The following is a 13,770-nucleotide window of genomic DNA, read 5'->3' on the forward strand; positions in this document are numbered from 1 at the left end:
TCAATCGGCGTCGATGTTGGACGCTAGCCTTTTTTGTAAAATCGCGACATCTCATCCAGAGAATGACGAATGATATCGACAGGAACTTTCTGTTCTTTCTCGACTTTTAACTGGCGATTCAGTTGCTGAGAGTGCCCGCCAGGGTTGACCACAAGCATCAGTTCTTTGCCGACCAATGCATAGTTGTAGTAGCTGCCTGCAATATACCAATCGCGAGAGGCAGAGCTATCAAACAAGTTATGACCAACGCTGTATGAACTCGTTGTTCCTTGAACGTCAAACAGCGTATTCATCATGGTTGGCACGACGTCAAAATGGGTCGTGCGGTAATCAACTTGCTCTGGCTGACGATTTGGCATGTACACGTAAAGAGGCACATGTACTTGAACGTCACTGTAGTTACCCGTGTGGCCCCAATAGTTCATCTTATGGTCATTAAACTCTTCACCATGATCTGATGAAATCACCACAATGGTATTGTCTAAGTCGACGTTTTTCAGCACATCACCAATCAAGCTATCGATGTAGTACAACGAGTTCTTGTATCGATTATGGTAAAGCGAAGCGTCAAAATCGTTGTTGAGCAAAATGTGGTCAACGCGTTCCCAGTATGGTTTGAATTTCGCAAATTCAGGTTCGGGAAACACCGTGCCGTGGGCGGCATCGTAGAACAGAAAACCAAAGTACGGCTTGTCGCTGTCCTGCTTTTGGAACTCGATGAACTTGTCTGTTATCTGCTGATCGCGCTCGATAGCTGTTTCTCCAGTTTGTTTCAGGGTCAAGTCCGACACTTTTTTGAATACCGTGCGAGAGAGTGGCGGGCTGGTGAGCGGTGCCGAGCCAAAAATGCCCATGCGGTAGCCTTCTGCTTGCAGCGTATCCATAAAAACAGGAGAGCGTTGACTTGCGTAAAAGCTTTCCCAGTAGGTTGCTGGCAAGCTGTAAAACAGGCTGAAAATACCCGCTTGAGTTGAGTTGCCGCCGCTCATATGTTGTGTGAAATTTACCGTTTTTTCGGCGAACTTGCTGACATTTGGCATGATTTCCGGCGTCGCATCACTGTAGCGCCACGCGTCAACCAAGATAAACAAAACATTGGGCTGTTTCTCTTTGCTTTGCACTTGAATCGGCGCAAGCGGGTAGTTGAGTGAGCTACGTTCAATGTTGGTTAACTCTACGCGGTTCTTCGATGCAATGCTCTCATCCACTAGGTCGTGTTTGTAAATAAATTTACGAGCCGTCAGCGGGTAGTAAAGTGGCCAGTTATTCGAAAACTGACTGACTTCATCGTCGTAAAGTGCGTTTTTGTACGCATGAATCATCTGCGTGCTAAGCAATACAGCAAACCAGACGCTGATCAAAACGAACTTAGCTCGGCTTTGTGCCAGTTGATTACTTACCCAAACGGTACAAGCGAGCCCGATCACCAGAACGGCAACTTCACTGACGAAGATAAGCCAACTCATCCACGAAATATCGAAGACATGACCGCCACCTTCGAAAAACATACGGATTAATAGAGCGTTGATGTGAAGTTTGTATTGCTGAAAAACGAGGATATCGACTTTAAACATGATCAATAGACAGATCGCGATAGCGATCACGATACCTTTGAATGCTCGAGTCGGTAGAAAAGAGAGCAATAAACTCAACAACATAAATGGAAGAGCGATCAAGCCCAGCCAGCCATATTGAGTCGAAACCAAATAGTAACCTTGCAACAAGGTTAGCGGTTCATTCTGATTGTTAGACAACACAAAAGGATAACAAGCGATCGACAGGTACACTGCAAAGCAAGCAAAAAAAGCAATCAGCCAAGCGCTGTTGGAAGACAGTTTGCGAAACATACTTTTTGTTTGTTTATAAATTATGGGTAGAGGGAGTATAAAACAGTGTTTTTTATTATGGAATAGTTGCGACGAATGTCACATTTTGTATGGAAGTGTCAGACTTGATTGACATGTGAAAATTCAGAAGATTCATACTCTATTTGAGTGATATATAACCTTTTGTTTTTTCCGAACGCGAGATCACTGCGGGTTTAAATGGGGCTGTGCTAAGCTAGCTAACAGTTTCAATCGGCGCTCGGTATTCCCAATTTGTTTACTGTTTATCACTCCAACCAAGTTGACGTTCTTAAATCACTCCTTGTCGAACTGATTCGAATCAGTCCGCTGGAAAACCCGTTCGAAAAAGAACAAATTCTGGTTCAAAGTCCGGGCATGTCTCAGTGGCTAAAAATGGAATTGGCCAAAGAGTTTGGTGTTGCCGCGAACATTGATTTTCCGCTTCCTGCTACCTTCATTTGGGAAATGTTTACGCAGGTGTTGCCAGACGTGCCAAAACGCAGTGCGTTTAACAAAGAAGCGATGACTTGGAAGTTGATGCATCTGCTGCCGGGGCTTCTCAACCAAGACGTGTTTTCGCCGTTAGCGCAGTACCTCAAAGATGACAGTGATCACTCTAAGCTGTATCAACTGGCTGAGAAAATTGCCGATATTTTCGATGGTTACTTGGTGTATCGTCCGGAGTGGATCGCAAGTTGGGAAGCAGGGCAGAGTGTGCCAGAGCTGGAAGATGAGCATCCGTGGCAGCCGATCTTATGGCAAGCGTTGTATGATCACACTGTGTCATTAGGACAGTCTCCATATCACCGTGCCAACCTTTATGAGCACTTTATCGACACGTTAGAGAGTTTTAACGGCAATTTTGACCATTTACCCAAGCGTTTGTTTGTTTTTGGCATTTCTTCGTTGCCGCCTCGCTATATGGATGCGCTAAAAGCAATTGGTGAACACATCGACGTGCATCTGATGTTCACCAACCCGTGTCGTTATTACTGGGGTGAAGTTCGAGATCGCAAATATCTGGCTCGTTTGGCGGCGAAACATCGTCAGCACGTTGTGTGGCAGGACGATCACTCGGAAGTGCAAGGTGAAACTGAGCAACTGAAAGGATCACTGGAAGATAATGTGATCGATGAGCTGCACACCGATGTGGTCGGAAACAGTCTGTTGGCATCCATGGGTAAACTCGGGCGTGACAATATGTATCTGTTGTCTCAGCTGGAATCTCATGAAATCGAAGCCTTTGTTGATGTTGAGCGCGACAGTCTGCTCCATCAATTGCAAGCGGATATTCTCAATCTTGAAGAACATCAAGATGACCAACAGATTGAAAACAGTCATCACAAACAAGTGGTTAGCTTGGGTGATAAATCACTGAGCCTACACGTTTGTCACAGCCCGATGCGCGAAGTGGAAGTGCTGCATGATCAACTATTGGCGATGTTCGATGCTGACCCAACGTTAAAACCGCGCGATATTATCGTGATGGTCGCGGACATCAACGCTTACAGCCCTGCGATTCAGGCGGTCTTTGGTAACGCGCCGGGTGAGCGTTTTATTCCATATTCGATTTCTGACCGAACCGCCGATCAAGAGAGCCCAATTCTGGCCGCATTTATGCAGTTGGTGAACTTACCCAATACGCGCTGTTTGGCATCAGAACTACTCGAACTTCTGGAAACTCCAGCGATATTAAAGCGTTTTGAACTCAGCGAAGATGATTTTTTACAAGCCAAACAATGGGTTGAGGAATCGGGGATTCGCTGGGGATTGGATGCCAATACCGGACGCGAATTTGAACTGCCGGAAACCCGTCAAAACACATGGCAATTTGGTATTCAACGCATGTTGCTTGGCTACGCGATGCCAGAATCCGCAGGTTTGTTTGAAACCGAGCAAGGCAGTTTGTCTCCGTACAACGAAGTGCAAGGCATGGGCGCAGAGCTGGCGGGCAAGTTGGCACACTTTATTCAACAAATTAGCACTTATCGAAGCAAACTTTCTCATGTTCAGACTATTGATGGTTGGCGAGAGACTTTGGTTTCACTGCTGGATGACTTCTTCTCAGTTGAGTTAGAAGGCGAAATGGCGCTCAAATCCATTCGCGATACGCTCAGCCAACTCAAAGAGCAATTAGCTGATGCCGCATTTGATGATGCGTTATCTCCGTCGATCATCAGCCAATACCTTCAAAACAAATTATCTGGCACACGAGTCAGCCAGCGCTTCCTGGCTGGTCAAGTGAACTTTTGTACCCTGATGCCGATGCGCTCTATTCCGTTTAGAACCGTTTGCCTACTGGGGATGAATGACGGCGTGTACCCACGCTCCATGCCGCCAGAAGGCTTTGACTTGATGACGGGAAGAACCAAACCGGGCGACCGTTCGCGCCGAGATGATGACCGTTACCTATTCCTCGAAGCAATGTTATCGGCACAGCAAACGCTCTACATCAGTTATGTTGGCCGTTCAATCCAAGACAATACCGAGCGAGTGCCTTCGGTTCTGGTTTCTGAGCTGATGGAATACTGCCACCAGAACTATTGTTTAAGTGGTGATGAAGCGTTGCCCGTTGATGAGTCTGGCGACAACTTATTAAATGCGTTGGTGAATACCCACGCCATGGTGCCGTTTAGCCCAAGTGCGTTCCAAGGCATGCACGCCAGCTACGCGAAAGAGTGGATTCCAGCGGCATTGACTCAAAGTAGTCAATCGCAAGGCTATGTTCGTCGTGATTTTAATCGGGCATTAGACGACTATCTGTTAGGAGCGACGTTCCCACTTGAGCTCGACTTAGTAGAGTTGCAACGTTTCTGGCGCTTACCTGTGCAGTATTTTTTCAATCGTCGTTTAAAAGTAATCTTTGAACCGCCGCTACCGGTGATGGAAGACGACGAACCCTTTGTTGTAGGTGGTTTGGAAAGCTATCAAATGCGTGATGAGCTGTTAGAAACCTTGCTTGAAACGACATTGATGCAGCCAGAGAAAACAACAGAGGTGCTTAAACACTTTATGAGTCAACAGCGCGCGCAAGGCAAACTGCCGGTGGGGGCGTTTGGTGATATCGAGTTTGAAACCAACCGAGTTCAGGCGGAAGAGCTGGTGGATAAACTGGCGTTTTTATCTGGTGCGCCTCAAGACGATTTGGAAATCGACCTGACGTTTGATTCCTTGTTTGAGCGAAATGAAGGCGAAGAGAAAAACGTTCGCCTAACAGGTTGGCTAACTCAATGCTACCAATCCGGTTTGATTCGCTATCGAAGCGGTAAGATTCGCTCGCAGGATTACCTTGCTGCGTGGATCGATCACCTTGCCATGTCGGCGTCGGGTCATGCTAAGAAAACCCACATCATTGGTTACGATCGTAAAGAAGGCGCGCTGCATTTGATCTACCCAGAAATTGCCGATGCTCAGTATGCCAAACAGCTACTGACTGAATTAGTTCGCTTATTCTTCGAAGGCATGACTAAGCCTTTGCCTTATTTCCCGAAAACGGCGTTGGCTTGTGTTGAAGCGGGCTTTAGTCGCGGTCAGTGGGTAGATGACGAAGAGAAATCTTTGAAGAAAATGGCTGACGCATTCAATGATGGCTTCATGAGCCCGGGCGAAGGCAATAATGCGTACATCTCTCGAATTTGGCCTGCTTGGAATGATGAGTTGGCCTCAGAAGTTCGTTTGCTGACAGCATTAGTTTTGCAAGGTGCGCGCTTAGCGGTTCAAGACGCTGATGACGTAAAAGCGTAATAAAGACAGTTGGATAAAGAGAAGGAAGAGTAGGGTGGCCGCCAGAAAATCATTATTTTTTGTAGGGCGTTCGCTGTACGGCCACAAGGTCAGAGGGACCATGATACTTTTGTTTAATTCATTTGAGTTGTGCCGCCAAAAGGTTTGGCTTATCTCGTGGGGCGCATACTAACGGTACGTCTTATGGATAACCGTGAGAAAGATCTCACAAAGCTCTAAATTATCCAACTTGTTAAACATATTAATAGAATTTTTAACTATAGATCACATTTATTAGGTGATACGTCCTAGTAAATAATCTGGAGAGATTCAGCGTTATGGATCAAATGTCAGGTGCAGAGTGTCCTCTACATACGTTAGACCGCACAGAGCAACCTCAACCAACGCCACTAGAACCGATGACGTTTCCTCTGCATGGTGCGAGGTTAATCGAGGCATCAGCAGGTACAGGTAAAACCTTCACTATTGCAGGTTTATATCTGCGCCTTTTGCTTGGTCACGGCAGCGCGGAAACTCGGCATCGCGTACCGCTTACGGTCGACCAAATTCTGGTCGTAACCTTTACCGAAGCGGCAACTGCGGAATTACGCGATCGTATCAGGGCAAGAATCCATGATGCGCGAATCGCGTTTGCGCGTGGACAGAGTTCCGATCCGGTGATCCAACCTTTGCTTAATGAGTTTGACGATCACAAGCAAGCCGCAGAAATTTTATTGCAGGCAGAGCGTCAGATGGACGAGGCGGCGGTCTACACCATTCACGGTTTTTGCCAACGTATGCTAACGCAAAATGCGTTTGAATCTGGCAGCCGATTTAATAACGAGTTTGTGACCGATGAAAGTCACCTAAAAGCGCAAGTTGTAGCCGATTACTGGCGTCGCAATTTCTACCCGTTGCCGTTTACCTTGGCTGGGGAAATTCGCCAGCTATGGAGCTCTCCATCTGCGTTGTTGTCTGACATCAGCAATTACTTAACTGGTGCGCCGTTAAGCCTTTCTGTTCCAGCAATGAAAGGCAGTTTGGCTGATCTTCATACTGAAAATTTGAAAAAAATTGATGAATTAAAAGCACAGTGGCGAGAAAGCCAAGATGACTTCTTAACGCTGATTTCAGATTCAGGTATTAACAAACGTAGCTATACCAAAAAGTCTCTGCCGACGTGGTTGGAGGTGGTAAACGCTTGGGCGGCAACGGAAACTACAGGTTACGATTATCCAGACAAGCTGGAGAAATTCGCGCAAAACGTCTTGTTGGAAAAAACACCGAAAGGCAGTGCGCCGCAGCATGCGGTATTTGAAGCCATTGAAACATTTCTTGCCAATCCAATCAGCTTAAAAGCGCCACTGCTTGCTCATGCGATTGAGCATTGTCGTGCAATGCTGGCCAACGCGAAAAATCAAAAACAGTGGCTCTCTTTCGATGATTTGCTGACGCAACTTTCTGCTTCTATCGATACGGACGAAAGCGAGCTTTTAGCGGCGCGTATTCGTACTTTGTATCCCGTCGCAATGATTGACGAGTTCCAAGATACCGACCCGCTTCAATACAGTATTTTCAGCCGTATTTATCTGAATAATCCGGAATGTGGTTTGTTTATGATCGGTGATCCCAAGCAGGCGATTTATGGCTTTCGTGGCGCAGACATTTTCACTTATATCAAAGCGCGTAACCAAGTAAGTGCCCACTATACGTTAGGAACCAACTGGCGTTCTAGCGCAGATATGGTGCAGGCGGTAAACCAAGTATTTGCTTTGCCAGACAGTCCATTTATCTATGATTCAGATATTCCGTTCTTACCCGTTAAGTACAGTCCCAATGCCGAAAAACGCATTTGGACTATGGGTGGCCAAAAGCAACCGGCGCTGACTTATTGGTTGCAAGAAGCGGACGATAAACCGCTACCAAAAGGCGAGTATTTGACTCGAATGGCAGAGGCGACTGCAAGCCAAATCCAAACTATTTTGACGCAGGCTCAACAGGGGCAAGCGTGTCTGGTGAATGGCGAAAAACAGAAAGCGGTTCAAGCGGGCGATATCGCGGTGTTGGTTCGAACAGGTAGTGAAGGTCGAATGATCAAACAAGCGCTGGCTGAACAAGGCATTGCCAGCGTGTACCTGTCTAACCGAGACAGTGTGTTTACCAGTTCAGTGGCGCAGGATCTACAGCGTTTGCTGCAAGCGGTGCTGACTCCAGAAAATGACCGTGCGCTGCGTGCAAGTCTTGCCTCTGAGCTGTTTGCCCTTGATGCAGCAAGTTTGGATGCACTTAATAACGATGAAATTGTGTGGGAAAACGCCGTAAACGAATTCAAAGAATATCGCAAACTTTGGGTTCAGCGTGGTGTGCTGCCGATGCTGCGGGCGGTGATCAGCAAACGCCATATTGCCGAGCGATTACTAGAAGAAGGCGCGAGTTCACAGGGTGAAAATGGTGAGCGAGTGCTTACCGATTTAATGCACATCGGTGAACTGCTTCAACAAGCCAGTAATGAACTGGACAGCGATCACGGTCTACTGCGTTGGCTCGCTCAGTCTATCAGTGATGCGGAAAACGGTTTGGGTGGCAGTGATGACCAAATCCAACGTTTAGAATCGGAACGTAACTTAGTGCAGATCGTAACTATTCACAAATCAAAAGGCTTGGAGTATGACCTCGTATTTCTGCCGTTTGTGTTCAGCTATCGAGAAGCCAGTGAAGCCAAATATTACGATGCAGCCAATGACCGCACGGTACTGGATATTACTGGCAACGATGCGTCCATGAAGCAAGCGGATAAAGAGCGTTTGGCGGAAGACTTACGCTTGATATACGTAGCACTAACGCGAGCTGTGTATGCGTGTTTTATCGGTGCCTCACCTTTGCGCAATGGCCGTTCGACCAAAGAGCCAACTGGTGTACACCGCAGTGCGATTGGCTATTTGATTCAAAATGGTCAAGAAGGTGGCATTAACGATTTGCAACAAGGTTTAACAAAGCAACAAGACGAGCTTGATTGTGTCGTTGTGGCCGATCCGCCGCAACAACTCGAAGAGAAGTACGTAGCGCCACAAGAAGAAATACACGATCTTAGCGCGAAAGAGCTGCAAAACCCTATCGATAGAAACTGGCGCATCACCAGTTATTCTGGCTTGGTCAAGCAAGGCTCTCATCACGCCGAGCATGATGCCACGATTGAGATTACGGGTTTTGATATCGACTCATCTGAAGAGCAAGACGAAGCGGATTTGGTGGAGCCAGAGCGCTCTATTTTTACCTTCCCTCGTGGTGCGCGTCCGGGTACGTTCCTGCACAGCTTGTTTGAGGAAGTTGAATTTACTCAGCCAGCCACTACGGAAGAGAATACACAAATCATCCTTGGCTTGATGGAAAGCGAACAGCTCGATGAAGAGTGGCTACCTATTTTACAGCAATTGATTGATACCGTACTCGCAACGCCGTTGGATGGTAAGTCTTTGCTGCTGAATCAAAAAGCACCGTCGCAACGTTTGGTGGAGATGGAATTTTTGCTGCCGATTGAAGTTTTGTCTGCACCGGCGTTAAACCGAGTCATTCAACGTCACGATCCGTTGTCGGCGAAAGCGGGGGATTTAGGTTTCCAAACCGTGCAAGGCATGCTCAAAGGTTTTATCGACTTGGTGTTTGAACATCAAGGTAAATACTACGTGCTTGACTGGAAATCGAATCATCTTGGCGACGATGTGACGCACTATCATGGTGAGGCTCTGAAATCGGCGATGGCAGATCACCGCTACGATTTGCAGTACCAGATTTATGCGTTAGCCCTGCATCGTTTCCTACGCAGCCGATTGGCCAATTATGATTATGAACAGCACTTTGGTGGCGTGTATTACTTGTTCTTGCGCGGCATGGATGGGCAGAGTGACCACGGCATTTTTGCCGCGAAACCAACTTTCGAGTTCTTACAAGAGATGGATCGTTTGATTGATGGTCAAGTACTTGAAACGCGCTCAACTCAAGCCGGGCAGATGGAGCTACTTTAATGACGACAAATCACAATCTTCATTCTGACCAAGATAGCCTATTGGTAGTGTTGGAACGCTTGGCGCACAAAGGTGCTATTCGTCAGCTCGACTACCAATTCGCCTGTTTTATTGATTCTCAAACGCATGATGAACAGTCGGACAGCCAAGCACTGGCGTTTATCGCTGGTGTTGTCAGTAGTGAGCTTGGTAAAGGACATATCTGTCTGTCTCTGTGCGATGCACAAGGGCAAACTACGGATTTAGCCAGTAAGCTAGGGCTGTTTGGTGAGTCGGCATTGGCGCTTAACACACAGTTGCAAGGCATAGACTGGATTCAAGTATTACAAAATTCCAGCGTGGTCGGCGCGCAAGGAGAAGCCTTGCCTTTAATGTTCGATGGTGAGCGTCTGTATCTGCATCGCTATTGGCATTATGAAGTGACACTGGCGGAAAAGCTCAATCAGCTGGGCGCCGCAGTTAACTTGCAACCACAAGAGTTTGCGCGATTATCGGAGTTGCTCAACCATCTGTTCGCACGCCAATACCATTTTCTGTTTAACGCGTTGGGCAAAGCAGTAGAAGCGGGAAGCAGCAACCAAGTGTTGCGTCAGCAATTGGTGTGTGACCACCTTGATGTGGTCGCAAGCGAATCGTTGGATTGGCACGCCATTGATTCCGTGCTTAGCAATGCGCGCAAGGTTCAAGATTTGCAAATACTGGATGAACTCGTGCCACTCTCAGCTTGTGTGAACTGGCAAAAAGTCGCGGCGGCGGTTGCGTTAACTCGTCGATTTGCTGTGATTTCTGGTGGCCCTGGTACGGGTAAAACGACGACAGTAACCAAATTGCTTGCTGCTTTGATTGAACAGGCGACGCAAGAGAAAAATCTAACCATCAAGCTGGTGGCCCCGACGGGGAAAGCGGCGGCGCGATTAACCGAGTCCATTGGTAAAGCGGTGCAAGAGCTGCCAGTTTCTCCGGAGCTAAAAGCCAAAATTCCGACTGAATCGAGTACCTTACATCGGTTGCTGGGTGCGATTCCTAATAGCGCAGAATTTCGTCACAACAAGCAAAATCCACTGCATTTGGATATTTTGGTTATCGACGAAGCGTCGATGGTCGATTTACCAATGATGTATAAAGTGGTCGATGCCTTACCGAAACATGCGCGGCTGATTTTGCTAGGTGATAAAGATCAACTTGCCTCAGTTGAAGCAGGGGCAGTGTTGGGTGATATCTGTTCGTTCCATGCGTTGGGTTATGGCAAAGAGCAGGCGTCAGCCATCGCAAAACTGACGGGCTTCGATACTTTAGCCCATACGGGTAACAGTGCATCTAGCATTGCTGATAGTTTATGTATGCTGCAAAAGAGCTACCGATTTGACGCTCGCTCAGGCATTGGTCAGTTGGCAAAAGCGGTTAATTCCGGTTCTGCTGCGAGCGTAGATAACGTCTGGGCGCGTGACTTTTCCGATATCGAACATTTCGCACTAAGTAGTCAACATTACAACCAAATGATGCAGACGTTGGTGCAGGAATACGGTCGTTACCTCAAACGCATTGGACAACAGGAAACTGATCCTAAAACCGGAGAGCCAGAGTCGCTAACGCACAAAGCCAAAGCGGTGTTAGATACCTTCAATCAATGCCGACTGCTGTGCGCGATCCGTGAAGGTGACTTCGGTGTGGCTGGGCTAAACCAACGCATCGAGAAAGCGCTTGCGGCGCGCAAGTTAATTCAAGTTCAGGATGAAATTTGGTATCACGGCAGACCTGTCATGGTTACGCGTAATGATCACGGTTTAGGTTTGTATAACGGTGATATTGGTATTTGTATGCGAGATGACAGTGAAGAAGAACCGCGTTTGAAAGTCTTTTTCGAGTTACCTGACGGCAGTGTGAAATCGGTCTTGCCAAGCCGAGTACCTGAACATGAAACGGCTTACGCCATGACCATCCATAAATCGCAAGGCAGTGAATTTGATTACACCCTTATGATTTTGCCACCAGACTTTAGCCCGATATTAACCCGTGAGTTGATTTACACAGGCATTACCCGCGCGAAAAAGCGTTTAGCTCTTTACGCCGAGCTCAATGTTCTGAAGCGAGGCATTAAGGTGAAAACCACTCGCGCGAGTGGGTTAGTAAAGCGGCTTACCAACTAAAACAAGAAGACCGAGCTTATGGCTCGGTCTTCTTTTATGCATGTTTTGCAAACGCATTGGTAAAAGACACGCTGCGTATTTTGTATTGCTGTTGATAAGCAAGAATAAAATCTCGGATAGCGTCATTTACGGGGAAAACACAGTGGACGTCTAGGCCTTCTAAAAACTGATTGTCAGCCATATCCCAGAAGCTTTGAAGCGAATTACAAATGATTGTTCTCATAACAGTGCTCGTCTCGGCTTATTTAAAGTCAGATTAACAACTGTCCTTGGTGTGCAATACGGAGCTAACTAGTTTTTCAATTGCCCAGTATTTTAGGGTGAAGGCTAATTACATCACCTAGATCCATTCGTATTGGTTAAAAACCAATCACTAGCGAGCAGAGTATAGCCAACCAAATGTATATTTAAAAGATAAAATTGGAACAAAAATCAAGCAATGGTTTGCGCATTTCTAAGTTGGGTTTACATGATGACCCGCTAGTCCGGAGTAGGGTTTATGTGTGGCCTTACTCCTCAACAAACTCGTTCCTAAACAAGCTCGATGTGCAGGGTTGAGCGTTAATGAACTAAATCCTGCCCTTTGAGGTTAGTTGGTATAGTGGAACGTTAAGTTTCGCTCCCTGATTTAAGGTTAAGCTATAAATCTAACGCTAAGATTTTGGACTTACGCTGGAAGTTATATAACCCTTGTTTGGCTCCAGGCAAATAGTCGACACTGACTTCGTAAAAACCTTGCTCTCTGAACCAATGCAAACTGTGTGTCGTGAGGACAAAAATCTGATCAATGGTTTCGGATTTAGAACGATGTTTCATGTAGTTGAGCAGTAACAAACCTCGGTTTCCATCACGATAGTCAGGGTGAATCGCTACGCAAGCCATCTCAGCTTTACGCTCTTCTGGGTATGGATAAAGGGCAGCACAGCCAATAATCAAGCCGTCTTTTTCGATGATGGTAAATTTTCCAATCTCTTGCTCTAGCTGTTCTCGAGAGCGCCTAACCAGTACACCTTGTTCTTCTAACGGGCGAATGAGGTCTAAGATACCGCCAATATCGTCAATATTAGCTTGCCTCACTTGTTCAGCACTCGCCATAACAACTTGGGTACCGATACCGTCGAAAGAGAACAACTCCTGAATTAAGGCGCCATCTACTTTATAACTGATCAAGTGGCTACGAGGTACTCCGGCACGGCAAGCGGCAATAGAGCCTTTAAGAAAGCGCAGTGTTCCAGTGTTGTAATCTAGGTCAGGAGACGTATTTTCAGAAAGCGTTTTGATGACATGCTCCGCCTCAATTGGTAGTAACTCGGCGACAGCATTGCCGTTGTCATCAATGACACCTTGTTCGGAGCAAAAACCAATCAGCTTATCCGCACCCAGCTTTATCGCTAGTTGGGTGGCGACTTCTTCCGATAATAAATTGAAGCACTCGCCAGTCACAGAGCTAGCAATGGGACCTAGCAGAACAATTGAACCTTGATCAAGAGTGCGATTAATCGCGTCGGTGTCAATGCGGCGAATACGTCCACTATGGCAATAGTCCACACCATCATCAACGCCGAGTGGTTGGGCAATGATGTAGTTTCCGCTAACGACATTGAGCTGGGTACCTGCCATCGGAGTATTGTTGAGGCTCATTGATAGGCGCGCAGTAATCGCAAGCTGAAGTTGTCCGGCAGCTTGCATAACAACAGATAAAGCCGATTCATCCGTAATGCGGATATTTTTGTGGTAAGGCGTAGTGAGGTCTTGTTTTTCTAGCAGCTGATTAATTTGAGGACGTGCACCATACACCACCACGACTTTGATTCCGAGGCTGTGCATGAGTGCGATATCATTAATAATATTGCCAAAATTTTTGTGTGCGACGGCTTCTCCGCCCAGCATGATCACCATGGTTTTTCCGCGGTGAGCATTGACATAAGGTGTTGATTGACGGAATCCTTTTACGAGAGCAGTACTACGAATTTTCACTACAGCCATTCCTTTGTTTAATTATGTTAAAATAATGCCTTTTTATTCATTGAG

6 protein-coding genes are annotated in these 13,770 nt (G+C 46.8%); 3 read left to right on the forward strand and 3 right to left on the reverse strand.

What is annotated here, in order from left to right:
- Nucleotides 1-23: 23 nt before the first annotated feature.
- The gene (locus R7P72_RS11585) at nucleotides 24-1,847 is read right to left on the reverse strand and encodes a DUF3413 domain-containing protein (RefSeq protein WP_213907270.1); all 1,824 of its coding nucleotides are present in this window, start codon (nucleotides 1,845-1,847) and stop codon (nucleotides 24-26) included.
- Between the two features lie 252 nt (nucleotides 1,848-2,099).
- On the opposite strand from R7P72_RS11585, the gene recC reads away from it, so the two are divergent.
- From recC to recD, 3 genes are all read left to right on the forward strand, one after another.
- Nucleotides 2,100-5,591 carry an exodeoxyribonuclease V subunit gamma gene (gene recC, locus R7P72_RS11590; protein WP_318110520.1) on the forward strand — a complete coding sequence of 1,164 codons (3,492 nt, stop codon included), beginning with the start codon at nucleotides 2,100-2,102 and terminating at the stop codon, nucleotides 5,589-5,591.
- A gap of 326 nt (nucleotides 5,592-5,917) precedes the next feature.
- Nucleotides 5,918-9,592, forward strand: a complete 3,675-nt coding sequence (gene recB, locus R7P72_RS11595; RefSeq protein ID WP_182038658.1) for an exodeoxyribonuclease V subunit beta — start codon at nucleotides 5,918-5,920, stop codon at nucleotides 9,590-9,592.
- Nucleotides 9,592-11,739, forward strand: coding sequence for an exodeoxyribonuclease V subunit alpha (gene recD / locus R7P72_RS11600; RefSeq protein ID WP_025768225.1), 2,148 nt, complete (start codon nucleotides 9,592-9,594; stop codon nucleotides 11,737-11,739). The genes recB and recD overlap by 1 nt, the downstream gene beginning before the upstream one ends.
- Before the next feature lie 34 nt (nucleotides 11,740-11,773).
- Here recD and R7P72_RS11605 read toward each other — a convergent pair whose 3' ends face one another.
- Entirely contained in the window at nucleotides 11,774-11,962 is a 189-nt protein-coding gene (locus R7P72_RS11605) for a hypothetical protein (protein WP_005380230.1), read from the reverse strand.
- Nucleotides 11,963-12,378: 416 nt separating this feature from the next.
- A complete protein-coding gene (argA, locus tag R7P72_RS11610; protein WP_012841478.1) occupies nucleotides 12,379-13,716 on the reverse strand; it encodes an amino-acid N-acetyltransferase in 1,338 nt (445 codons plus the stop codon).
- Nucleotides 13,717-13,770 lie beyond the last annotated feature (54 nt).

The organism is Vibrio sp. Vb0888 (assembly GCF_033338835.1).
GTDB lineage: Bacteria > Pseudomonadota > Gammaproteobacteria > Enterobacterales > Vibrionaceae > Vibrio > Vibrio alginolyticus.